16 protein-coding genes, 2 tRNA genes and 6 pseudogenes are annotated in these 24,384 nt (G+C 56.6%); 12 read left to right on the top strand and 12 right to left on the bottom strand.

The features are described from left to right. Window positions 1-154 precede the first annotated feature (154 nt). Window positions 155-730, top strand: coding sequence for an AbiV family abortive infection protein (locus B4967_RS08285; RefSeq protein WP_161491488.1), 576 nt, complete (start codon window positions 155-157; stop codon window positions 728-730). A 393-nt stretch (window positions 731-1,123) separates the two neighbouring features. After that, a complete protein-coding gene (locus tag B4967_RS08280) occupies window positions 1,124-1,486 on the top strand; it encodes a metalloregulator ArsR/SmtB family transcription factor (protein WP_083024644.1) in 363 nt (120 codons plus the stop codon). Window positions 1,487-1,572: 86 nt separating this feature from the next. Here B4967_RS08280 and B4967_RS08275 read toward each other — a convergent pair. Continuing rightward, window positions 1,573-3,673 (bottom strand): annotated as a pseudogene (locus B4967_RS08275) (carboxy terminal-processing peptidase). A 138-nt stretch (window positions 3,674-3,811) separates the two neighbouring features. Here B4967_RS08275 and B4967_RS08270 point away from each other — a divergent pair. Then, window positions 3,812-5,116 carry a M18 family aminopeptidase gene (locus B4967_RS08270; RefSeq protein WP_083024642.1) on the top strand — a complete coding sequence of 435 codons (1,305 nt, stop codon included), beginning with the start codon at window positions 3,812-3,814 and terminating at the stop codon, window positions 5,114-5,116. A gap of 81 nt (window positions 5,117-5,197) precedes the next feature. Here the strand turns inward: B4967_RS08270 and B4967_RS08265 are convergent. The 9 genes and pseudogenes from B4967_RS08265 to B4967_RS08225 form a co-directional block, all read right to left on the bottom strand. Further along, a tRNA-Met gene (locus B4967_RS08265) sits at window positions 5,198-5,274 on the bottom strand. 64 nt (window positions 5,275-5,338) lie between these two features. Then, window positions 5,339-6,430: a redox-regulated ATPase YchF gene (ychF, locus tag B4967_RS08260; RefSeq protein ID WP_083024640.1), complete on the bottom strand. Its 1,092-nt coding sequence runs from the start codon at window positions 6,428-6,430 to the stop codon at window positions 5,339-5,341. Window positions 6,431-6,534: 104 nt separating this feature from the next. Next, on the bottom strand, window positions 6,535-7,116 hold the full coding sequence (gene pth / locus B4967_RS08255; protein ID WP_083024638.1) for an aminoacyl-tRNA hydrolase: 582 nt from the start codon (window positions 7,114-7,116) through the stop codon (window positions 6,535-6,537). 191 nt (window positions 7,117-7,307) lie between these two features. Continuing rightward, complete coding sequence (locus B4967_RS08250) at window positions 7,308-7,949, bottom strand: 50S ribosomal protein L25/general stress protein Ctc (protein WP_083024637.1); 642 nt, start codon at window positions 7,947-7,949, stop codon at window positions 7,308-7,310. A 96-nt stretch (window positions 7,950-8,045) separates the two neighbouring features. Continuing rightward, entirely contained in the window at window positions 8,046-8,987 is a 942-nt protein-coding gene (locus B4967_RS08245; protein WP_172416021.1) for a ribose-phosphate pyrophosphokinase, read from the bottom strand. A 59-nt stretch (window positions 8,988-9,046) separates the two neighbouring features. Beyond that, window positions 9,047-9,121, bottom strand: a tRNA-Gln gene (locus B4967_RS08240). Window positions 9,122-9,151: 30 nt separating this feature from the next. After that, a complete protein-coding gene (ispE, locus tag B4967_RS08235) occupies window positions 9,152-10,012 on the bottom strand; it encodes a 4-(cytidine 5'-diphospho)-2-C-methyl-D-erythritol kinase (RefSeq protein WP_058577614.1) in 861 nt (286 codons plus the stop codon). A gap of 68 nt (window positions 10,013-10,080) precedes the next feature. After that, a complete protein-coding gene (gene lolB / locus B4967_RS08230) occupies window positions 10,081-10,737 on the bottom strand; it encodes a lipoprotein insertase outer membrane protein LolB (protein WP_083024635.1) in 657 nt (218 codons plus the stop codon). Between the two features lie 63 nt (window positions 10,738-10,800). Beyond that, window positions 10,801-12,593, bottom strand: a pseudogene (locus B4967_RS08225) (tetratricopeptide repeat protein). Window positions 12,594-12,821: 228 nt separating this feature from the next. Here B4967_RS08225 and hemA point away from each other — a divergent pair. The 5 genes and pseudogenes from hemA to B4967_RS08200 all read left to right on the top strand — a co-directional run bounded on the left by hemA (window position 12,822) and on the right by B4967_RS08200 (window position 17,373). Further along, window positions 12,822-14,132, top strand: a complete 1,311-nt coding sequence (gene hemA, locus B4967_RS08220) for a glutamyl-tRNA reductase (RefSeq protein ID WP_083024633.1) — start codon at window positions 12,822-12,824, stop codon at window positions 14,130-14,132. Next, window positions 14,129-15,204 (top strand): annotated as a pseudogene (gene prfA / locus B4967_RS08215) (peptide chain release factor 1). Before hemA ends, prfA begins: the two are co-directional and overlap by 4 nt. Next, on the top strand, window positions 15,204-16,082 hold the full coding sequence (prmC, locus tag B4967_RS08210) for a peptide chain release factor N(5)-glutamine methyltransferase (protein ID WP_083024632.1): 879 nt from the start codon (window positions 15,204-15,206) through the stop codon (window positions 16,080-16,082). Before prfA ends, prmC begins: the two are co-directional and overlap by 1 nt. A gap of 30 nt (window positions 16,083-16,112) precedes the next feature. After that, window positions 16,113-16,613, top strand: a complete 501-nt coding sequence (locus tag B4967_RS08205) for a winged helix-turn-helix transcriptional regulator (protein WP_083024630.1) — start codon at window positions 16,113-16,115, stop codon at window positions 16,611-16,613. 4 nt (window positions 16,614-16,617) lie between these two features. Continuing rightward, window positions 16,618-17,373 (top strand): HesA/MoeB/ThiF family protein, encoded by a 756-nt coding sequence (locus B4967_RS08200; RefSeq protein ID WP_083024628.1) that lies wholly within the window; start codon window positions 16,618-16,620, stop codon window positions 17,371-17,373. A gap of 142 nt (window positions 17,374-17,515) precedes the next feature. On the opposite strand, the gene ahpF is transcribed toward B4967_RS08200, so the two are convergent. Next, window positions 17,516-19,072: an alkyl hydroperoxide reductase subunit F gene (gene ahpF / locus B4967_RS08195; protein WP_083024627.1), complete on the bottom strand. Its 1,557-nt coding sequence runs from the start codon at window positions 19,070-19,072 to the stop codon at window positions 17,516-17,518. A 215-nt stretch (window positions 19,073-19,287) separates the two neighbouring features. After that, complete coding sequence (gene ahpC / locus B4967_RS08190) at window positions 19,288-19,851, bottom strand: alkyl hydroperoxide reductase subunit C (RefSeq protein ID WP_083024625.1); 564 nt, start codon at window positions 19,849-19,851, stop codon at window positions 19,288-19,290. 354 nt (window positions 19,852-20,205) lie between these two features. Here ahpC and B4967_RS08185 point away from each other — a divergent pair. The 4 genes and pseudogenes from B4967_RS08185 to B4967_RS08170 all read left to right on the top strand — a co-directional run bounded on the left by B4967_RS08185 (window position 20,206) and on the right by B4967_RS08170 (window position 24,369). Then, window positions 20,206-21,310: pseudogene (locus B4967_RS08185) on the top strand (polyamine ABC transporter substrate-binding protein). A 95-nt stretch (window positions 21,311-21,405) separates the two neighbouring features. Then, a pseudogene (locus B4967_RS08180) lies at window positions 21,406-22,586 on the top strand (ABC transporter ATP-binding protein). Window positions 22,587-22,617: 31 nt separating this feature from the next. Next, window positions 22,618-23,529, top strand: a complete 912-nt coding sequence (locus B4967_RS08175) for an ABC transporter permease subunit (RefSeq protein ID WP_083024623.1) — start codon at window positions 22,618-22,620, stop codon at window positions 23,527-23,529. After that, window positions 23,526-24,369, top strand: a pseudogene (locus tag B4967_RS08170) (ABC transporter permease subunit). Before B4967_RS08175 ends, B4967_RS08170 begins: the two are co-directional and overlap by 4 nt. The last annotated feature ends 15 nt before the right edge of the window (window positions 24,370-24,384 follow it).

Raw genomic sequence — 24,384 nt, 5'->3', positions numbered from 1 at the left:
CGGGGGCCGGTCTCACGGATTCAGGTATTATTATTTCCAGTTTTGAGAGACATGATGACCCATGGTTTAAAACAGTACAAAGGGAGATTAAGTGCATCTCAGGTGGCATCTGGAATTAATGCTGCCCAAAAGAATGCTAGAAGGCTTTATGAGGATGCCTCAGCTACTCTTTGACAATGATCGATATCCAACTGGACTTGCCTTAGCCATTCTTTCGATTGAGGAATCAGGCAAGGCTTCAATCTTGAGGTCTCTTTCCTTAGCAAAGGACGGCAAGGAGCTTAAAGATGGTTGGAAAAAATTCAGGTCCCATAAAGACAAGAATGCCCACTGGATTGCGGTTGATCTAATGCTTGAAGGTGCTAGGAGTTTAAAGGGTTTATCAAAGGTTGCAGATCCAAATTCAAATCACCCAGAGTTGTTAGATCAATTGAAGCAAGTAGCACTATATACAGACTGTTTGGGCTCGGCTCATTGGTCATTTCCAGAAGATGTTGTAAGTAAAGAGCTTGCTGCCGGAATAATCCGTATTGCAGATATTTTTTCAAGAAAGAAAAAATGTACTGAGGATCATGTCTCGCTTTGGATAAAGCATATGCTCCCAGTAAAGAGTGAATCTCAGTCTGTTCAGTATAATGCCCTGTTAAATTGGTTCAAGGAAATGCACAATAAAGGTTATATTGATGAAGGGGGAGTAGGGTTTGAGGAGTTTTTAAATTTCAATTTATAAGCGGTGGTTATCGCAAAAGGTTGGTTTTTCCTGTTTGGATCTTGCTTTGCTTATGAGCTGCTTTGAGCGTTGGATATGAGTTGGTATGTGATGATGTTAAATTGCTCAGTAAGCCTTTTATGTGTGTCTTCAGTATGTATTTTCGTGAGGGGGGAGGCAGTCTTTGGTAGGGCTTAAAATGCAGTGTTGGTATATTGTTTTTTCTTATTCTGATAATGGTGCTAATTAACATGTATGCCCATTGGTTTTCGACTCCTGCTCCGCACCTGGTGTTACTCTCCACCTTGAGCGTTTTACCATACCTAAATACCTATTCCTTCAACCCAACCCCTTAGCCTTCCCTCCCACCTTGGCGTAAACTAGCCTCCTCAATTGATGGCGTAGGAAGGTGTCGTGGGGAAAGCGACTAGCCTGCAGGCGCTGCAGGTCTTTAAGTGTTTGAGCGATGAAACGCGGCTGATGCTGGTGCTGCTGATTGCCCAGGAGCAGTCGCTGTGCGTGTGTGAGATGACCTATGCGCTAGAGGAGTCTCAGCCGAAGGTGTCTCGCCATTTGGCGCAGCTGCGCCAGTGCGGCCTACTGATGGATCAGCGGGAAGGGCAGTGGGTCTACTACCGTTTAGCGCCGCAGCTGCCTGCCTGGGCGCAGTCGATTATTGAATCAGGTGCGCAGGGGAGTGCGCTGCAGCTGGAGGCGCTGACGCAGCGCTTGGCGCGTATGGGCGACCGCCCGGCGCGGCGCGCTGCCCTCTGCTAGCAGCGGTTCGGTTCAAGCAAGCACCCACAAAAAAACGCCAGCCCGAGGGCTGGCGTCTTCGTACCTAGTGCTGGTCAAGCCATTACTTAGCGCTTGGCCATCCGCTGGGTATCTTGAAGGTGAACATAGTCGAGCAGGATTTCAGCGGCTTCCAGCACGTGGGCGCGGTCCACGGGCATCTCTTCTTCGTCGCTTTCGTTCTCTGCGTCTGTTTCTGCCTCTTCGGTAGCGGCTGTGCCGTCGCTACGCGCATCCATCCACTCTTCCAGTTCCGGCAGGCCCAGGGCGCGGCGGCGCTGGTTTTTCCAGCGAGAGCTGTTCGGCTTCTTGGGCTTCTAGCTCGCGTTGGCGCTGCTCGCGGTTCAGGCTGACGCTGGTGTGCTGCTCGCGCAACTGGCGGGCCAGAGTAGACTGGCGCTCCAAGTAGCGGAAGTTAGGGTTCTCTTTGGCGCGCTCTTCATGGCGAGTAATCAGCGTCGGCAGCACACGTTCCGGCTCGCCGTAGCGGCGGTACTGAACGTTTTGCACGGTGTCCCAGGCCAGCGCGTTGTCCAGGCTGCTCTCACCAATCCGCTCTGGGTCAATCAGGCTGGGGAAGGTGATGTCTGGCTCGACGCCGCGGTTCTGGGTGCTGTCGCCAGAGATACGGTAGAACTTGGCGCGGGTGAGTTTGATCTGGCCGTGGCTAAGCTCGTTCAGGGTTTGAACGGTGCCTTTGCCGAAGGTGGACGCGCCGACCACAATGCCGCGGCCGTAATCCTGAATGGCACCGGCGAAGATTTCAGACGCCGAGGCTGATAAGCGGTTCACCAGCACGGTCAGCGGGCCGTCATAAACGGTGCCTGCTTCGGCATCGCCATACAGCTGAATGCGACCCTGGGCATCGCGTACTTGCACGGTGGGGCCACGGTCAATAAACAGGCCGATCAGCGAGTTGGCTTCTTGAAGTGCGCCGCCGCCGTTGTTGCGCAGGTCCAGCACGATGCCTTCAACACCCTCTTTTTTGAGGTTGTCGATTTCACGGGCCACGTCGCGGGTGGTGCTGCGGTACTCTTCTTCACCGGCCTGCCAGGCGTCGAAATCCACGTAGAACGTGGGCACGTTAATCACGCCAATGCGGTGGGGCGCGCCGTCGCGTTTAACTTCAATCACTTCGCTGTCAGCTGCCTGATCTTCCAAGCTGACCGTGTCGCGGGTGATTTCGACGATTTGCGAGCGGGTCATATCCACGGCTTGGGCAGGCACCACATCCAGACGCACCACGGAGCCTTTCGGGCCACGAATCAGGTCAACCACGTTGTCCAGGCGCATACCCACGACGTTGACCATTTCACCCTCTTCTTGGCCGACGGCGATAATGCGGTCGGCGGGCTCTAGCACGCCTGCGCGCTCTGCTGGGCCGCCGGGCACTAGGCTGGAAACCTTAACGTACTCACCGTCTGCTTGTAGCAGTGCGCCGATGCCTTCCAGTGAGAGGCTCATCTGGATATCGAAGGATTCACCTTGGCGAGGGGAGAGGTAACCGGTGTGGGGGTCGATAGTGCCTGACACGGCCGCCATCAGTAGGCCAAAGACATCTTCTGATTCTGCTTGGCGTAAGCGTGAAAGCTGGCCTTCGTAGCGCTGGCGCAGGTTATCTTCGATCTGCTCGCTGTCCTGGTCGGTAATGGCGAGGGTCAGGGCATCGTTTTTCAACCGCTTGCGCCACAGTTCGTCCAGCTCGCTTTCGCGGGTAGCCCAGGAGGCATCTTCGCGATCAACTTCTAAGCGCTCGTCGCTATTAAATTCAAGCGAGAGCCCTTCGTCCAGGCGTGCCAGCAGCCACTCAAGGCGTGCGGTATGACGCTCGCTCAGGCGGTTGTAGAGCGCAAAAGCGTCGTCTAGCTCGCCATTAAAAAGCGCTTCGGCCATGTCTTTTTCAAGATGGCGATAGGGTTCAATATCACGGCTGAGCAGGTAGGCGCGCTGACCATCTAGAATATCCAGATAGCGCTGGAAAGCTTCCTGTGACCACTGCTCGTTAAAATTGATATCAGCATAGTGGCCGTAGCGGAGCGAGTCCGCAATTTCTACTGCCGCTTGGCGTTGTTCGTCGGTCGGCGCGAGTTGCGCCAGCGCTGCCGGGCTGGTGATCACCAGCATTACGGCAAGGGCGACCGAGCGCGAAAGCGTTGCAAACAAGCTCATCAGTCAAGCTCTCCCGGATTTGTGTACACTCATTCTTCCCTAGACACGCAGTTAGCCTATGAGTTGCGTAGGCCGAGGGAGCATTGTAGCAGGTCATTTCCCCTGTGAGACTCAATCATTACTGTTATGAGGAATTCCATGTCCGAGGCTTTCAACGCGGAACGTTTAACGCGACTGTGCGATTTTTTACAGCAGTCGCCTACGCCATGGCATGCCACCCACAGCATGGCCCAGCGTTTGGAGCAGGCGGGCTTTACGCGCCTGGAAGAGACCGCGAACTGGCAGTTGGTGCCAGGAAAGCGCTACTACGTGACGCGTAACGATTCGTCTGTGATCGCTTTTCAGCTGCCCGCTGGTAAGTTAACCAGCCTGCGCATGCTGGGTGCTCATACCGATAGCCCAGGGCTACGCTTAAAGCCCAACGCCACGCAATATTCAGCCGGCTGGCTACAACTTGGCGTGCAGGTATATGGCGGCGTGCTGTTAGCGCCCTGGTTTGACCGCGATTTAGGCTTGGCAGGCCGGGTACACGTACGCCATGCCGATGGCCGCTTAGAGAGCGTGCTGCTTAACGTGGACCGCCCGGTAGCGATGATTCCTAGCCTCGCGATCCATATGGACCGCGACGTGAATGCAGGGCGGCCCATCAATCCGCAAACGCAGATGGCGCCGGTATTAATGCAGAGTGATACGGCCAAGCTGAATGATCTGCTAGCCCAGTGGCTAGAAGAGCAGCACGGCCTGCGTGCCGTAGAAGTGGTGGATTTTGAGCTGGGCTTTTACGACGTGCAGCCGCCTTCACTGATTGGTTTGCGCAAAGAGCTGCTGGCCAGCGCGCGGCTGGATAACCTGCTGTCGTGCTTTGTGGGCCTAGAGGCGCTGCTGGAGTGTGATGCTAGCCAGGGTGCGCTGCTGGTGGCGAACGACCATGAAGAGGTAGGTAGTGCCAGCGCCTGTGGTGCCCAAGGGCCGTTTTTAGGCGATGTGCTGAAGCGTTTGAATGCCCAGGTAGGCGGTGGTAGCGAGGAGTCGTTGATTCAACTGATTCAGTCGTCGCTGATGATCTCCTGCGATAACGCCCACGCGCTGCACCCGAACTTCCGCGACAAGCACGATGAGCGCCACGGCCCCGCCATTAACGGCGGCCCGGTGATCAAGGTCAATGCCAGCCAGCGCTACGCGACCAATAGCGTCACCGGCGCGCTGTTCCGGGATGTGTGCCGCGAGGCGGATGTGCCGGTGCAGTCGTTCGTCACGCGGGCAGATATGGGCTGTGGTAGTACCATCGGGCCGATTACCGCCACAGAAGTAGGCGTGCCGACCATCGACGTAGGATTGCCCCAGTGGGCGATGCACTCGATTCGTGAAACGTCTGGTACGCGAGATGTGGATTACCTGACGCGGGCGCTGACGGTGTTCCTGAACCGCCCGACGCTCTCCTGAGCTGACCAAGAAAAGTCTAGAAACGAAAAAGCCCGCTGACTGAGTCAGCGGGCTTCTGCTATTGCTAGCGGTATTCGGTGTTGGTGGCTACGCCCTGATTTGAACAGGGGACCCCATCATTATGAGTGATGTGCTCTAACCAGCTGAGCTACGTAGCCGTTCAACGGGGGCGAATATTACTCAGAGATACGCCACCCGTCAAGCATTTATTTGTTTTAGGCGTTAGACATTAAAGCGGAAGTGAATCACGTCGCCATCTTTGACGATGTAGTCTTTACCTTCCAAGCGCCATTTGCCGTTATCTTTGGCACCTTGCTCGCCGCCCAGCGTGACGTAGTCGTCATAGGCGATGACTTCGGCGCGGATAAAGCCTTTCTGGAAGTCGGTGTGAATCACACCGGCGGCTTCTGGAGCGCTGGCGCCTTCTCTTACCGTCCAGGCGCGTACTTCTTTCACGCCAGCGGTGAAGTAGGTTTGCAGGCCCAGCAGTGAGTAGCCCGCGCGAATCACACGATCTAGCCCCGGCTCTTCCATGCCCATTTCGGAGAGGAACATACTGCGTTCTTCATCTTCGAGTTCGGCAATTTCCGCTTCTAGCTGATTGCACACCGGCACCACAATCGCGCCTTCTTCTGCGGCGATCTCGTTGACGATATCCAGGTAGGGGTTGTTCTCAAAGCCATCTTCATTGACGTTAGCAATGTACATGGTGGGCTTGAGGGTCAAAAAGCCAAAGCTTTTTACCTGACGTTTTTCGTCGTCATCCAGGCCAAAGCTGCGCAGCGGCTGGCCTTCGGCAAGATGCGGCAGGATTTTGTCCAGCACGGCTTTGGTGGCAATGGCGTCTTTATCACCGCCTTTCACTGAGCGCAGCAGGCGCTGGCTGGCTTTCTCGACGGTGTCTAGGTCGGCCAGGGCGAGCTCAAGATTGATGGTCTCGATGTCGGCGCGGGGATCTACTTGGTTGGCGACGTGGATCACGTTGTCGTTATCGAAGCAGCGCACCACGTGGGCAATGGCTTGGGTTTCACGAATGTTGGCCAGGAACTTATTGCCCAGGCCTTCACCTTTGGAGGCACCCGCCACGAGGCCTGCGATATCCACAAACTCCATGGTGGTGGGCAGCACTTTCTCAGGCTTTACGATGGCCGCTAGCGCATCCAGGCGTGGGTCTGGCATCGGGACGATGCCAACGTTGGGTTCGATGGTGCAGAACGGGAAGTTCTCTGCATCAATCCCTGACTTCGTCAACGCATTGAACAGCGTGGATTTGCCTACGTTGGGTAGGCCGACAATACCGCAGTTAAAGCCCATAAATAACTTCCTGGCCGCTAGGGCGGCGCTACCAATAAAGCGCCTGCCAAGTGTGAAAAAAGCGCGTGCGTAACGCGTAGAGAATGTGTGCTGAAAACGTGCTGCTATTTTACGCTATGTAGGCGGTTCATGGCTTTAGCCCAGTCGCCGGAAAGCGCAAGCGGAAGCGTGGCTAGGCACTCATCCAACGAGCGCTCAATGGCTTCTTGTTCGGCTTTGCCAGGGCGGCCTAGTACATAGTTCACTACTTGGCGCGCCTCGCCGGGGTGGCCGATGCCAATCCGTACGCGGTGGAACTCTTTTTGGTTGCCCAGCGCGCTAATAATATCCCGCAGCCCGTTGTGGCCGCCGTGCCCGCCGCCGGTTTTATAGCGTGACTGCCCAGGGGGGAGGTCAAGCTCATCGTGAGCGACCAACAGGTTATCTGGGGTAAGCTTAAAAAACTGGGTTAGCGCTGCCACAGCCGCACCGCTGCGGTTCATAAAGGTGGTGGGGTTGAGCAGGTGCAGCTCATGGTCACCCACGCGGGCTTTGGCGTATAGCCCTAAAAACTTTTTCTCAGGACGCAGTTCGGTGTGGGCGCTGCGTGCAATGGCGTCCACTAGCCAAAAGCCCGCATTATGGCGGGTGGCGTCGTATTCTGCGCCTGGGTTGCCCAGTCCTATAATGGCCGTTACCTGGCTCATTTTCCCACCTCCAACGGTTCTGGAAGATATGTCGTTGACTCACTGGCAGCTGCTTTGCAGATAAGCAGGGTAGCGCCACGCCTGCAAAAAAAAATCAAGCGCCGAAGCGCTTGATTTTAACATCCTTGGGCCATGCGGGCATGGCCCAGGCGGCACTGGTCAGCATACGCTGGCAGCACCTTTAGCAAGGCTTACTCGGCGCTGGCTTCTGCGTCGCCTTCACCTTCGCCTTCTTCTTCGTCACCGCCACGTACTTTCACTTTGGTGATGCTCAGAATGGCGTTGTCGTGCTCTTCACCGTGGGACAGGTCAACAGAAGTGACGCCAGCCGGCAGGGTCAGGTCAGACAGGTGCAGGGTAGTACCCAGCTCAACGTTGCTGATGTCCACTTCCAGGAAGTCCGGAAGGTCTTTCGGCAAGCAGCTGATGGCGACTTCGTTAGCCAGGACGTGCAGTTCGCCGCCTTGGTCTTTGATACCTACACACTTCTCTTCGTTCACCACGTGCAGCGGCACGTTCATGGTGATTTCGTGAGTAGCATCAACACGCAGGAAGTCAGCGTGGGTCAGCAGCGGCTTGAACGGGTGACGCTGCAGGTCACGAACAACCACTTGCTCTTCTTTACCGTCGATCACCAGTTTGATGACAGAGGAGAAGAAGGCCTCGTCTTCAATCGCTTTGTAGAAAGCAGTTTTTTCTACAGAGATAGACTGAGCGCCTTTCTCACCGCCGTATACAACGGCCGGTACTTGTTGGTTCGCACGACGCAGGCGGCGGCTCGCACCTTTCCCCAGGTCGTTACGAACGCTGGCTTGCAGGATAAAATCAGACATGGAATTTGCCTCTTGGTTTAAGTAAGGAAACGCCGCCGTCCGCGACCAGACGACGACGTTTCCAGGGCCCCAGGTGGGGGCTTATAACGTCAGGCGTTAGTGGAACATTGCGCTGACGGATTCTTCGTTGCTGACGCGGCGAATCGCTTCCGCAATCAGGCCAGCAACGCTCAACTGGCGAATCTTTCCGCTACGACGCGCATGGTCGGCGAGCGGAATGGTGTCGGTCACGACAACCTCGTCCAGTACAGAGTTGGTGATGTTGTCGACCGCAGGGCCGGACAAAATCGGATGCGTAGCATACGCGACGACGCGCGCAGCGCCGTGATCTTTCAGAGCTTCACCGGCTTTACACAGTGTGCCAGCGGTATCAATCATGTCATCGACGACCACACAGGTGCGGCCTTCGATTTCACCGATAATGTGCATCACCTGGGCTTGGTTAGCCTGGGGGCGACGCTTATCAATGATAGCCAAGTCAGCATTCAGCTGTTTGGCGATGGCACGGGCACGCACAACGCCGCCAACATCGGGGGAAACAACCACGAGGTCGTCGTAGTTTTGACGCTCGATGTCGTCCAGCAGGATCGGGGAGCCGTAAACGTTATCAACCGGTACGTCGAAGAAACCTTGAATTTGGTCGGCGTGCAGGTCCATGGTCATAACGCGGTCAACGCCTGCTTTCACCATCATATCAGCCACAACTTTTGCTGAGATGGGAACGCGGGCGGAGCGTACACGACGGTCCTGGCGGGCATAACCAAAGTAAGGAACCACTGCCGTAATACGGGCAGCCGAGGCGCGACGCAGAGCGTCGACCATCAGGATCAGTTCCATCAGGTTGTCGTTCGTGGGGGCACAGGTGGATTGCAGGATGAACACATCCTTACCACGCACGTTCTCATTGATCTCGACCGCGATTTCGCCGTCGCTAAATTGACCAACCGTTGCGTTACCCATACGGCTGTCTAAGCTCTCGGCAATCTTTTGAGCGAGTTCGGGATTGGCGTTCCCGGTGAAAACCATCAATTTTGACACGCGCAGCCACCTTTGCAGTGTTGGGGATCAGGGGAGAAAACGCAGATCAACATTAGAATTGGCTGGGGTACCAGGATTCGAACCTGGGCATGCCGATACCAAAAACCGGTGCCTTACCACTTGGCGATACCCCAGCAATAACCTAATGCGATGACCGGGCGCTTTCAGCAGCCCAGAGCATCTTGTAGGGGAGAGGTGTTAAGTCCGCGCGCGACCCACGCTTGCCAGCGCTGATTAGCTAGTTCAGCCACCGTTTGCGCAGCCTCTTGTGACTCAAAAGCTGCAAACAAACAGGCGCCAGTGCCCGTCAGCCGACTAGGTGCGTGCTGCGCGAGCCAGTCAAGTGCTTCCGCGATACGCGGGTAGCGTTTTTTGACGGTAGCTTCGCAGTCATTACGCCACTCGGCCACTCCCCCCTGCAGTGCGCGCGCCATAGTAATGGGGAGGCTGTCGCGTGTCAATTCCGGGTCTTGGAAGATTGCGGGGGTTGAGACGCTAATGCCTGGGTGGATGACCACAAACCACGGGGTGTCGAGGGTCGCGGGCGTTAATTTTTCGCCCACGCCTTCGGCCCAGGCGCTTTTGCCTAAAACGAAGACGGGTACATCGGCACCTAGCGCTAAGCCCAGCTCTGCCAGGGTGGCATCGCTGAGCCCAAGCTGCCAGAGCTGATTGAGCCCTTTAAGTACGGTGGCCGCGTTGGAGCTGCCGCCACCCAGGCCGCCGCCCATGGGCAGGTGCTTCTCAATTGATATAGAAGCACCAAGGTGGGTGCCGCTGGCCTGCTGCAACCGCTTTGCTGCACGCACAATAAGGTTGTCATCGTGCGCTACGCCATCCATCGATGTGGTCAGTTCGATAACGCCGTCTTGGCGCAGGTTGAAGCTTAGATAATCGCAGAGGTCGATAATCTGAAACAGCGTCTGCAGTTCGTGGTAGCCGTCTTGACGGCGGCCCACAATATGCAGCATGCGGTTTAACTTGGCCGGGGCGGGTAGGGTGAGTGTGCGGGGTGTTGCGGGCATGCCGTCTCTCTACTGGCTAACGTATGTAAACGTATGAAAGAGGGCTGGCGCTTGCCAGCCCGAGCGCTCTATTCGGAGGCCTGCCACTGATTAACTACCAGGGTAATGCGTACATCGCCGTAGTTCATGACCAAGCGGCGCGGTAGCCACATGCCTTCAGCCTGCTCCCAGTCGCGATAATCAATTTCCCAGCCATCTTGTTGGAGGTGGCTCGGGAAGCCGAGTTCGTCAGTTTCGAGCTGGTAGCTGGCGTGGTCGCCGGGCAGGCCGCGCACCCAGTCAGGCATGGCGCGCACTGGCAACGACCAGCCAAGCTGCTCTTCCATTAAGGCTTCCGGGGTTTCTGCTTCAAAACGGCCTTCACTGGTGGTCAGTGAGAAGCGACCCTCGCGGCCTTCCAGTACGCTGCGACCACCGCCAAAGGGGCCGCTAATCAGCATGCGGAAGTAGTAGGGGGTTTGGTTCCAGTCCAGGTTGGCGCTGGTGTTCTCTTCTGGAGTGCGTAGGCCCGCTTTGCCGACCAGGGTCCAGCTCTCGAACGCTTCCACATCTGCCTGTTGGCGCTCCCACTGGCCGGCTTGGCGGCCGCCTTCATCCATCGGCGCTTGGCTGGCGCACCCGGCAAGGGCAGCCACCGCCAGGGCGGCCACCCATAGGCGGGCAGAACGATAGAGTGATGCGGAAGAGGTGCTCACTGGCGCGCTGTTCAAACAAGAGGTCAACATAACTGGCTCCATGTCAGTGCTGTCTATTAAGGGTAAAAACTAGCAACGGTAAAGAAGTAAGCCTTAGGGCGCGCTGGGTGGTGTAAGTTCAGGGTAACGCTCAAGTAAATCATCAATTTGAGGATGGTAGGTGGCTCTTTGCAGAATGCGTGCAATCAGCTGGCGCGCTTCGTCACTGCGTCCTAGTGAATGAAGCACCTCGGCTAAGTGCGCGGCAATTTCTTGGTCGGGCATCTGCGCGTAGGCGCTTTCTAGCCATGCCAGCGCATCGTCGGGTTTGCCGAGGCGGAAATACACCCAGCCCATGCTGTCTAATACCGCCGGGTTATCTGGGTCCGCTTCGTAGGCACGCTCAATAAGCTCACGAGCTTCTTCCAGTCTTCCGGGTAATTAAGGTCAGCGAGCGTGTAACCTAGGGCATTTAGCGCGTCAGCATTGTTGGGCTCGGTGCGTAAGATTTGCCGTAAGTCCCGCTCCATGCCTGTTAAGTCGCCCATCTCCCAGGCGCGCATGGCGCGAAGGTACAGCAGGCTAGTGTCATCTGGGGTGCGGGTAATTTCCCGATCCAGCAGGGCGGTGGCATCTTCTTGAAGCGACAACTCGTCCAGCAGTTGCACTTCTAACCTTACGAGGTCACCGAAATAGGCGTCGTGGCGCATGCGCTCAATGCGTAGAAAAGCGCGGGCGTCGAGTAAACGATCATCCTCAATGAGCATGCGAGCCGCCGCCGACCTGGCGGCTAAAAATTCATCACCTTCATACACTTGGCGGTAGTAGAGGAGGGCGTTATCGACCTCTCCTTGGGATTGGGCAATAGCACCTAATAAGAAGTAGGCAATGTTGGGTATGTTCTCTTGACCAATGAGCGGCTGTAGCAGCCGATAGGCAGGCTCGCTGTGCCCTTCTTCTAAATAGAGCTGCGCCAAGGCAATGCGTAAATCCTGGTTGCCGCCGTGGCTCTCTAATAGGGCATTGGTTTGCACTTCGGCGGCGGTAATGTTGTTGAGGCGTATTTCTGCTTGGGCCAGCATTAAGATAAAGCGCACGTCGTCAGGCGCTAGGCTAAGGCCTTGCTGGGCCGCCTGCTGTGCGCCGCGGTGGTCGCCAGTTTCCAGCGCAAGGCGTGCTTTAGCTAGCCACAGGGCGGCGGACTCTGGCTCTTGCTGTTCTACTTCATCTAAATAGCGCTGGGCGGTTTGCGTTTCTCCCAGGGCGGCTTCGATCAGAGCGGTACCCAGCAGCACATCGCTGTGAAACTCGCGCTGGGAAACCTCCGGCCGTGAAAGATAGCTGCGTAGCTGCTGTGCTAGCAGGTTAAGCGGTGCCTCTTCGGCGACGGCGATTTCAGCGAAGGGGGCAATTTCACCATTGCCGCCTGATTCAGCAATGGCTAGCCGCTGCTCTAAGCTATCCAGCCAGTCACCCCGTTGGAGTGATAGTGAGGCAAGCAGGCGGTTGGGTGTTTCTGCCCGAGGGTCTAATTCACGCCAGCGCAGCGCGGCGGCTTCCATTAGTGCGGCATCATTACCAAAGCGCGCGGCGAACGTGGCCCGTTCGGCCAGCCCTGGTGACGTGTAGCGCTGGGCGGCCTCAAGATATCCCTGGCCCGCATAGCGGTAATCGCCGCGTTGTCCGGCCAGCTCTGCGGTTAGCAGGGTGCGTAACCCAGCGGCATCTAGCCCGCTGGTAATAGGCGGTGCCTTCACCATTGGGTCTTCAACATGAGCGTTGGTTTCACCGTCAAAAAGAGAGGGTGACAGCTGGCAGCCGCTCAGTATCAGCGTGGCGGCCAAGGGCAAAAGTGGAAAACCCGAAAACGAACGGGGAATACCCAGTAGTGTTGCGCGATGGGGCATGCGTATCTCGATCAAGTGGCCGAGTGTTCAGCATAGCGGCTTGGCTGCCTGCGGCAAAGTGGTGTGCGCCAGAAGATGCTCGGCTGTGATAGAATGTTCCACCTTGAAAAAGAGCCGAGCCAGCGCAATTCACTTGATGAGCTGCTCTCTTAGACTTGTATCAACAAGCCAAGAAACCATGACCGACAGTGACGTGACGACCGATCCACTAGCGAAGACGCATAACCCATGACGCTTCTTGCCCTGGGAATCAATCATCGTACTGCCACCGTGGCTGTGCGTGAGCAGGTGGCCTTTACGCCGACGCAGCTGGAAAGCGCGTTGGCTGAACTGCGTAGCCTGCCACACATTAGCGAAGCGGCGGTGCTTTCGACGTGTAATCGCACGGAACTCTACTGTGTGACGGATACCGCCGGTGAGCAGACTGTGCTGGACTGGCTGGGTCGTTTTCATAATTTACGCGTTGAAGAGCTCTCCCGCTGCGCCTACCACTACCACGACAACGACGCTGCTCGTCATTTGATGCGCGTGGCTGTGGGGCTGGACTCCATGGTGTTGGGTGAGCCGCAAATACTAGGCCAGTTAAAAGATGCTTATCAGCAAGCGCGTCAGGCCAAGGGCCTGGGTGGCGAGCTGGAGCGTCTTTTTCAGCACACCTTCGCCGTGGCCAAGCAGGTACGCACCGAAACTGGCATCGGTAAAAATCCGGTTTCTGTTGCCTATGCTGCCGTCAGCATGGCCAGCCGCATTTTCGATGATTTCAGCCGCGCCAACGCGTTACTGATTGGGGCCGGTGAGACCATCGAGCTAGTGGCCCGCCATCTGCATGAAGCTGGTGTCCGTCAGCTCACCGTGGCGAACCGTACCCGGGAGCGGGCCGAGCAGGTTTCATCGTCGCTGGGCGGTACGGCGATTACGCTGCCGGAGATTCCTGATGCCTTAGAGCATGCCGATATCGTTATCTCCTCTACCGCATCGCCGCTGCCTATATTGGGCAAAGGGATGGTCGAACGGGCGCTGAAGAAGCGTCGCCATCGTCCCGTGTTTATGGTCGATATCGCCGTACCGCGGGACATCGAGCCAGAAGTGGGTGAGCTGGCGGATGTGTTCCTGTATACCGTCGATGACCTGGAAGAGGTGATCGAAGAGAATCGTCGCCACCGTCAAGTGGCGGCCGACCAGGCCGAGTCGCTCATTGAGCACGGCGTGGGTAGCTGGCAGCATGAGCGGCGTATTCGTAATGGCGGTGAGGTGATTCGTGACTATCGCCGCCACGGTGAGGCGCTGCGCGACCAGGCGCGGGATCAGGCGCTTGAGCGTTTGGCAAAAGGCGAAGACCCGGCCAAAGTGGTTGAGCGCCTAGCGCATCAGCTGGCCAGCCGCCTAATGCATCAGCCAACGCTCACCATTCGCGAAGCGGCCTCTCAGGAAAACCACGATTTGCTTAGCGCCGCGCCGCGCCTGCTGCTACCGCCGAAGCCCGCCTTTGAGCAGCCTGCGCCCCCGGCAAAACGCCAGAAGGATGATACGCCCGCATGAAAGAGACTTTGCGCCAACGTTTAGACAGCTTCTCCGACCGGTTTGAAGAGCTGGCCATGCTGCTGTCCGATCCTGAGGTGATCAACAATCAGCAGCGCTTTCGCGACTACTCTCGCGAGTACGCCGAACTCGAAGAGCTGGTCGCCGCTTGGAAGCGCTACCTTGAGGTGGAAAACAGCATTGCCGAAGCCGAGCAGCTAAGCCGCGACAGTGACCCGGAGATGCGCGAGCTGGCGGAGATGGAAATGCTCGATGGATCGCGAGCAGTTGGAGACTCTCGACGTTGAGCTGAAACGCCTGCTGATTCCGAAAGACCCGGACGACGGTCGCGGTGTCTTTTTGGAAGTGCGCGCGGGCACGGGTGGTGATGAAGCGGCCATCTTTGCGGGTGATCTCTTCCGCATGTACTCCCGCTATGCGGAAAAGCGCGGCTGGCGCGTAGAAATTGTTAGCGCTAGCCACGGCGAGCAGGGCGGTTATAAAGAAGTCATTTCCCGAGTGAAGGGCGACGGCGTCTATGCCCGCCTCAAGTTCGAGTCTGGCGCTCATCGGGTACAGCGCGTACCGGCGACCGAATCCCAGGGCCGAATCCATACTTCCGCCTGCACCGTTGCGGTGATGCCTGAAGTGGATGAAGTGGGAGATATTGATATTAACCCTGCGGATTTGCGGGTTGATACCTGCCGGTGGTCAGCACGTTAACACCACCGATTCCGCGATTCGGATTACCCACCTGCCTACCGGCGTGGTAGTGGAGTGTCAGGAAGAGCGTAGCCAGCATAAGAACCGCGCCAAAGCGATGTCGCTGCTGGCCGCCAAGCTCAAGCGTAACGCGGTGGATTCTCAGCGCCAGGAGCAGGCCGATGCCCGCCGCTCGTTGGTAGGCTCTGGTGACCGCAGTGAGCGTATCCGCACTTACAACTTCCCTCAGGGGCGCATTACCGATCACCGCATTAACCTGACGCTCTACAAGCTGACCGAAGTAGTGAGCGGCGAGCAGTTGGACGACGTGATCGAACCGCTGATTCACGAGTACCAAGCGGAACAGCTCTCGGCGCTGCAGGACGCTTAATGACGTTCGACGCCCTTCTGAAGAGCGCCGCCCAGCGGCTGCAGCTGGCAGGTTCGCCGTCGCCTCGCATAGATGCTGAGGTACTGATGGAGTTCGCTACTGGCCGCAGCCGCACATGGCTCTATACCTGGGGCGATAGCGAATGCCCCACCTGGGAGCATGCCCGCTTTGACGCGCTAATTGCCGCCCGCGCCCATGGCCAGCCGGTGGCCTATTTAACCGGAGAGCGTGAGTTTTGGGGGCTGCCGCTGGCTACCTCGCCTACCACGCTGATTCCGCGGCCCGATACCGAAACCCTAGTAGGGGCCGCTTTAGCGCGTGCAGGCACGCCACCCGGCAGGCTGCTTGACCTGGGTACGGGCACCGGGGCTATCGCGCTGGCCTTTGCCAGTGAACGGCCGGATTGGCAGGTGGTCGGGGTGGATGTTCGCCCAGAGGCGGTGGCGCTGGCGGCTCACAATGCTCGCACGCTTAAGATCACTAACGCCACGTTCCTGGTCAGCGATTGGTTCAGCGCTTTGAGGCTTTCGCCTCCTAGTGCGTCCTCATCTGGTTCGCCTTCGCCTGGTTCAACGTTTGAGATTATTGTTAGTAATCCGCCCTATATTGCCGCTGATGACCCGCATTTAGGCCAAGGCGATGTACGCTTTGAGCCACGCTCGGCGCTAGTGGCCGATGCCGACGGCATGGCTGACCTGCTGCATTTGATTCACACCGCTCAGGCGTTTCTCTCGCCCGGTGGCTGGCTGGCGCTGGAGCACGGTTATCGGCAGGCTCCTAGCGTGCGCGAGGCGCTAAAGCTAGCGGGCTATCAAAGCGTTGAAAGCGTACAAGACATGGGCGGCCATGAACGGGTTACCCTGGGGCACCTCGAATAACTGCCTGATTCATCAGTATTGGATCCTGCCATGAAACCAAAAAATAGAACGCTGGACCGTATCGACCTGAAAATTTTGCGCTGCCTGCAAGAGAACGCACGCATTTCCTATGTAGACCTTGCCTCTGAAGTTGGTTTATCCACAACCCCTTGCCTAGAGCGTGTGAAGCGCTTGGAGCGCGCGGGCATTATCCGTGGCTACCAGGCCATTCTTGACCCCAGAGCGCTTAAGGCGAATTTGCTGGTGTTTGTTGAAATTGGCCTGGGAACCCAGTCGCCTGCTGTGTTTGACGAGTTCCGCCGTGCGGTGGAGAAGCTGCCTCAGATTCAGGAGTGCCATCTGGTCTCCGGCCAGTTCGACTACATCTTGAAGTGCCGCATTCCTGAGATGGCCGCGTATCGGCAGCTATTGGGCGATGTGGTGCTGACATTGCCGGGCGTGACAGAGTCGAAAAGCTACGTGGTGATGGAGGAGGTGAAGGAGAGCTTCAGCCTGCACATCCCCGACTTTGAGGAATTTGAGGATAAGTAACGCGATGATGGACGATCAGGCGCTGCTGCGCTATAGCCGCCAAAGCATGCTGCCTGAGGTGGACATTGAAGGGCAGGAGCGCTTGCGTGCTGCCCATGCGCTGATTATCGGTGCCGGTGGGCTGGGCTCGCCGGTGGCGCTCTATTTGGCAGCGGCGGGCGTAGGGACCATCACCATTGCCGATGCTGACCATGTCGAGCTAACCAATTTGCAGCGCCAAATTGCCCATCAGCAGGCAAGCCTGGGGGTGAACAAAACGCGCTCCGCCAAGGAGAGCATGCAAGCGCTTAACCCAGAGTGCCACGTTGTGGCCCTTGAGCAGCATGCAGAAGGCGAAGCGCTCACCGCCCTGGTGGCCTCGGCCGATGTGGTGTTGGACTGCACCGACCGTTTTTCCAGCCGCTATGCCATCAATGCCGCCTCCCAGCAGGCAGGCGTGCCGCTGATTTCCGGCGCGGCGATTCGCTTTTCGGGCCAACTGGCGGTGTTTGACCCGCGTGATGAAGCGTTCCCCTGCTACGCCTGTTTATACCCGGCAGGGGATAGCGAAGATGAAGCGCTGAGCTGTGCAGAGAGCGGTGTCATGGCCCCTTTAGTGGGGCTGATTGGCTGCTTCCAGGCGGTAGAGGCATTTAAGCTGCTAAGCGGTGCGGGGACGGCGCATCAGGGCTTATCTACCTTTGATGGCTTAAGCGGCCAGTGGCGCCATTTTCAGGTGCCAAGAGACCCGGCGTGCCCGGTGTGTAGCGCTCGCACATAACACTCGCACACGACATTCACGCACAGCGCCTGCGCATAAAAAAAGCCCGCAGGGGGGCGGGCGCGACGTCACGGTCTTCACGTCAAAGGGAACGAACTCAGTAGGGCGGCGCTGCCGCCCTATCAGCCAGTCATCTAGCAGATTAGTTACGAATCAGATAATCGAAGGCACCCAGTGATGCTTTGGCACCTTCACCCATCGCAATAATGATCTGCTTGTAGGGCACGGTGGTGACATCGCCAGCGGCGAACACGCCGGGCACCGAGGTCATACCGTGGGCATCGACGATGATCTCGCCACGGGGTGACATTTCAATTGGCGAGCCTTTCAGCCACTCGGTGTTAGGCACTAGGCCGATTTGCACAAAGATGCCTTCCAGCGCGATGCTCTTCACTTCATCGGTGTTGCGGTCTTTGTAGGTCAGGCCATTGACGCGGCTGCCGTCGCCGGTCACTTCGGTGGTTTGGGCATTTAGCACGATGTCGACGTTAGGCAGGCTCTTCAGCTTCTTCTGCAGTACCGCGTCGGCGCGCATTTCACCCATAAACTCAACCAGCGTTACGTGGCCGACGATGCCAGCCAAGTCGATAGCCGCTTCAACGCCGGAGTTACCGCCACCGATGACCGCCACCCGCTTGCCTTTGAACAGCGGGCCGTCGCAGTGGGGGCAGTAGGCAACACCTTTGTTGCGGTACTCTTGCTCGCCGGGCACGTTCATTTCACGCCAGCGGGCACCGGTGGCCAGTACCAGAGTTTTGCTCTTCAGCTTCGCGCCAGACTCGCACGTGACCTCATGCAGGCCGCCTTCGGCTTCTGCTGCTTTGAACGACGTAGCACGTTGCAGATTCATCACGTCGACTTCGTACTCTTTAACGTGCTCTTCAAGTGCGCTGACCAGCTTGGGGCCTTCGGTGTGGGTAACAGAGATAAAGTTCTCAATACCCATGGTGTCGGATACCTGGCCACCAAAGCGCTCGGCGGCAACACCGGTGTTAATGCCTTTACGTGCGGAGTAGATGGCTGCCGCTGCACCTGCTGGGCCGCCGCCAATCACCAGCGTATCGAAGGCGGCTTTTTCGCTCAGCTTCTTCGCTTCACGGTCGGCAGCGCCAGTGTCCACTTTGGCCAGAATCTGTTCAAGGGTCATGCGGCCCTGGTCAAACGGCTTGCCGTTTAAGTAGATGCTGGGCACGGACATGATTTCACGCGATTCAACTTCATCCTGGAACAGCGCACCGTCGATAGCGACATGACGCACGTTCGGGTTGAAGATCGCCATCAGGTTCAGCGCCTGAACTACATCCGGGCAGTTCTGGCAGGAGAGCGAGTAGTAGGTCTCAAACAGCATCTCGCCGTCGAGATCCTTGATTTGATCTAACAGCTCTTGAGAGGTCTTCGGTGGGTGACCACCGACTTGCAGCAGTGCCAGTACCAGCGAGGTGAACTCGTGGCCCATGGGGATGCCTGCAAACACCACGCCGGTTTCTTCGCCGGGGCGGTTAATCGCAAACGACGGGGTACGGCTATCTTGCCCGTCGGTATGCAGGGTAATTTTATCGGTGAGGCTGCTGATATCTTCCAACAGGCCCAGTAATTCGCGTGACTTGGCACCGTCATCGAGGGACGCAACGATCTCGAACGGTTGAGTCACTTTTTCCAGGTAAGCTTTCAACTGATTTTTTAAATTGGCGTCCAGCATGACAGTGGCTTCCTCGCAGTCAGCAGTAAGTTGTTCTCAACATAAAACGCCCGCTGCCGGATCAGTAGGGCAGTCGGTAAAAGCGCTAGGGAAAACAGGGGATGCGGTTACACGGGTGCTTAAACGAAACACCCCGGCCAAGTGCCCGGGTGCTGTGCTGCCTGTAGGGATTCAACTTAATGCGATTCGAATCCTAAGCGGCAGCGGTAGGCAATTTAGATTTTGCCTACGAGGTCCAGAGACGGAGCTAGGGTCTCTTCGCCTTCTTTCCATTTAGCCGGGCATACTTCGTTCGGGTTTTCACGAACGTACTGAGCAGCCTTCACTTTACGCAGCAGCTCTTCAGCGTTACGGCCGATGTTACCAGCGTTGATTTCGACGATCTGGATTTTGCCATCCGGGTCAACGACGAAAGTACCGCGCTCAGCCAGACCTGCTTCTTCGATCAGAACTTCGAAGTTGCGAGAAATTTGCAGGGTCGGGTCAGCAATCATCGGGTACTGCAGTTTACCGATGGTTTCAGAGCTGTCGTGCCATGCTTTATGTGTGAAGTGGGTGTCGGTAGACACGCTGTAAATTTCAACGCCCAACTTCTTGAAGGCTTCGTAGTTATCAGCCAAGTCGCCCAGCTCAGTCGGGCAAACGAAAGTGAAGTCGGCCGGGTAGAAGAAGAAAATGGACCACTGGCCTTTCATGTCGGCTTCAGTAACGTCAACAAATTCGCCGTTCAGGTAAGCAGTGGCTTTAAACGGTTTTACTTCAGTGTTAATCAAAGACATTCAGAACGTCTCCACAATAGGTGAATGGCAGTAGAAAAAGTTGTTGCCAATGGTAGCGGACTACGACTAATAGCTAAAATTGGAAAAATGAATCTTTCCAATAGGCTTTGGCTATAGGTCCTTCTTGCTACCTTCAGCTGACCAAGGAAGTGGGGGCAACAGGAGCTGAATACAAGAATTTTCCACATACTCTTGCGATAGACGGCACTGCACCGCAAAATTCGCACGGTTGCGATAATCGCCTAAGCTGTTTTCAGCTAGCGCTAGTTGCATCGGTGGCTAACCAGCCAGCGACAGCCGATTGCAGTACACGGCTTTTTGGTGATGTAGACTTTCGAGATAAGGAGCAGGTAAATGGGGAACGTTAAAAAACTTTCAGGGGCCGTTACGGCCATCTCTTTTGCCGTAGCGGCCGCTGCTGCCCATGCTGAAGAAGTGCGGGTATATAACTGGTCTGACTATATTGCCCCGGAAACGCTGGAGAAGTTTACCGAGCGTACCGGTATTGAAATAACCTACGACGTTTACGATAGTAACGAAATTCTTGATGCGGCCCTGCTCTCCGGCCGTTCCGGCTACGATGTGGTCGTGCCTTCGACCTATTACTTCACCCGCCAGTTGAAAGCAGGCGTTTTTCAGCCGCTTAACCATGAGCTGCTGCCCAATTTAGATAACCTTGATCCTGAGCTGATGGCTAACTTGGAAACCATCGATCAAGGTAGCGAATACTCGGTTCCTTATATGTGGGGCACCAACGGCATTGGCTATAACGTTGAGCGCGTCACCGAAATTTTGGGTGACGACGCACCGTTAGATAGCTGGGCATTGCTGTTTGACCCGGAAATTACCACCAAGCTTAGTGAAGCAGGCTGTGGCCTTGCGATGCTGGATTCTGGTGATGAAATGCTGTCACCTGCGATGGTTTATTCTTGGCCTTGACCCACTCAATGAAAGCGTTGAGGACATTGAGGCTGCCGGTGAGCTAATCTCCAAAGTGCGCGATAACATTACCTACTTCCACTCTTCGCGCTATGTGTCTGACCTTGCCAACGGTGATATCTGCGTGGCGGCAGGCTACTCTGGTGATATCTTCCAGGCTGCCGCGCGTGCGGAAGAAGCGGGCCGTGATTTCACCATTGGCTACAGCATCCCGAAAGAGGGCGCTGCGCTGTGGTTTGATATGATGGCGATTCCGGCAGATGCTCCGAATCCCGACAACGCCCACGCGTTTATTAATTTCATCCTCGACCCTGAAATTGCTGCTGAGATCAGCGAGTACGTGCGCTATGCCAACCCCAACCTGGCGGCGAACGAGTACCTCTCAGATGAGCTGATTAACGATCCGGCCATCTACCCGGAAACCGACGTCATGCAGAACCTGTATGTCCAGGTAGAAAAAACCCAGGATATCCTGCGTGCCCGTACGCGCACCTGGAACCGCGTTAAGTCTGGCCGTTAATTCTAATCATCGCCTGACGGCGAGCCGGGCAGCTGCTCGGCTCGCTGTTTGTCTTTTATCGCCCGGTTAACCGGGCCTTTTGATGGGAGTGGCGAATGGTCACTACGCCCCTGTCGAACGATTCTTCATCCTCTTCGTCTGCCATTCCCCCGCCTGTGCGCGCTCAGGGGAAAGCACCTCGATTTGCCGAGGATATCGTTTTAGAGGTTAAGCGCTTGAGCAAGCGGTTTGATGATGCGCTTGCCGTCGATGATGTGAATTTGCAGGTAAAGCGCGGCGAGATTTTTGCCCTGCTAGGTGGGTCTGGCTCGGGTAAATCTACCCTGCTGCGCATGCTTGCCGGTTTTGAGACGCCCAGCGAAGGGCGCATTTTGCTGAGTGGCGAAAACATCACTGAGATGCCGCCACACAAGCGGCCCATCAATATGATGTTCCAGTCCTATGCGCTATTTCCGCATATGACCGTGGCGCAGAATATTGCCTTTGGATTAAAGCAGGACAAGCTGCCTAAAGCTGAAATTGAAGCGCGGGTTGCCCAGATGCTCAAGCTGGTGCATATGGAGCGCTTCGCTAAGCGTAAACCCCACCAGCTTTCTGGCGGTCAGCGCCAGCGGGTCGCCTTGGCGCGCTCGCTTGCCAAACGACCCAAGCTGCTGCTGCTAGATGAGCCCATGGGCGCGCTGGATAAAAAGCTGCGCACCGAAATGCAGCTGGAAGTGGTCGAGATCATTGAGCAGGTGGGTGTGACCTGCACCATGGTGACCCACGACCAGGAAGAGGCCATGACCATGGCCGACCGTGTGGCGATCATGGCGGATGGCTGGATTGAGCAGGTTGGCTCGCCGGTGGATATTTATGAAAGCCCTGCCAGCCGGATGGTGGCCGAGTTCGTCGGTACAGTGAACTTGTTTGAGGGTGAGATCATTGAGGACGCCGCTGACCACTGCCGCATTGAGTCACCTGCGCTCTCACGGCCGATCTATATCGACCACGGCATTACCACCCAGGCAGTAGACCGCCGGGTGTGGGCGGCGCTGCGCCCTGAGAAAATCTGGCTAACCCGTGAGCAGCCGTCGTCAGAGACAACTGGGAAGCGGGCAAGGTGGATGATATCGCCTACTTGGGCGGCTATTCACTTTACTACGTGCGCACTGCTTCCGGGCAGATGATTAAAGTGAGCATGGCCAACACCGAGCGGCGCGGTGACCGCCCAACCTGGGAGGATAGCGTGTACGTTTATTGGGAAAATCATAGCGCTATCGTGCTGAACCGCTAATGCCCGGGTGGCTGACAGGAGATTGCCCATTATGATGCCATCTCGCATTGCAGGCCTTATCAAGCGGATGCATTTAGGCCGACGCGCCGTGATTGCTTTCCCGCTGGTGTGGCTGACGCTATTTTTCCTACTGCCCTTTGCGCTGGTGCTTAAGATCAGCCTTTCTGAATCGGCCATTGCCATTCCTCCCTACGGGCCGCTGTTAGAGTATGCCGATCAAACGCTGAACATCTTTTTGAACCTAGGCAACTATCTGTTTTTGTTGTCGGATTCGCTCTATGCCGCCGCGTACTGGGGGTCGATTAAAACCGCGTTTGTGGCGACAGTGGTGTGTTTGCTGATTGGCTATCCGATGGCCTACGCCATGGCCCGTGCCCCAGGGCGCTTGCAGCTGATTCTGCTGCTGTTAGTGATGTTGCCATCCTGGACATCGTTTCTGATTCGGGTATACGCCTGGATGGGTATTCTTAGCAATAGTGGCCTAATCAATAACCTATTGATGGGGTTGGGGGTGATTGATTCACCGCTGCGGATGATGAATACCCAGTTTTCGGTAATTGTGGGCATTGTCTACGCCTACCTACCGTTTATGGTACTGCCGCTGTATGCCCACCTGACGCGTTTGGATAACTCGCTGCTGGAAGCGGCCTCGGATCTTGGGTCGCGTAAGCTCAATACCTTTTTAAAGGTGACACTGCCGCTCTCGATGGGGGGCATTATCGCAGGCTCAATGCTGGTGTTTATTCCTGCCGTTGGGGAGTTTGTGATTCCTGAGCTACTAGGCGGCCCCGATACGTTGATGATTGGTAAGGTGCTGTGGGAAGAGTTCTTCCTTAACCGCGACTGGCCGGTCGCGTCAGCGCTCGCCATGGTGATGCTGCTGCTATTGCTCATTCCCCTTGTGTGGTTCCACCGCTACCAGTCACGGGAGCTTGAAGAATGATGAGATCGCGTCGGCGCCCAAGTTTTACCACCGTGATGCTGGTGTTGGGCCTGCTGTTTTTGTACCTGCCCATGATGGTGCTGGTGGTGTATTCGTTTAATGAGTCGCGCCTAGTAACCGTATGGGCCGGTTTCTCAACCCAATGGTATGGCGAGCTGTTTCGCGACCAGCAGATTCTGTCGGCGGTATGGACCAGCCTTGAGATTTGCCTTCTTTGCGGCCAGTATGGCGGTGTGCCTGGGCACGGTGGCTGCGTTTGTTATGACGCGCTATGGCCATTTTCGTGGCAAAACGGCGCTTTCCAGCATGGTGACCGCGCCGCTGGTGATGCCGGAAGTGATTACCGGCCTGTCGCTGCTACTGCTGTTTGTGCAAATGGCGCAGCTGATCGGCTGGCCCGCCGACCGTGGCATGGCCACTATTTGGATTGCCCACACTACGTTCTGTAGCGCCTACGTGGCGGTGGTGGTGGCGGCTAGGTTGCGGGAAGTGGACCGCTCTATTGAAGAGGCGGCGATGGATTTAGGCTCACCGCCGGTCAAAACCTTCTTCTTCGTCACGCTACCGGTCATTGCACCCGCCCTCGCTGCAGGCTGGCTGCTGGCCTTTACGCTGTCGTTGGATGACTTGGTGATTGCCAGCTTTGTCTCTGGGCCGCGGGACAATACGCTACCGATGGTGGTGTTTTCCTCGGTGCGAATGGGCGTGTCGCCGAAGATCAACGCGCTGGCGACGCTGATTATTCTGACCGTATCGTTGGCGACACTTCTGGCGTGGTACTTCATGCGCCGCAGCGAGGCCAAGCGCCAGTCAGTGATACAGCAAGGGGAGGAGGCTTAAGCTTTTTAACCCAAC

The sequence above is a fragment of the Vreelandella lionensis genome (assembly GCF_002087295.1).
Lineage (GTDB): Bacteria > Pseudomonadota > Gammaproteobacteria > Pseudomonadales > Halomonadaceae > Vreelandella > Vreelandella lionensis.
The sequence above is the reverse complement of the archived record's forward strand: the minus strand, read 5'-3'. Positions and strand labels throughout refer to the sequence as shown.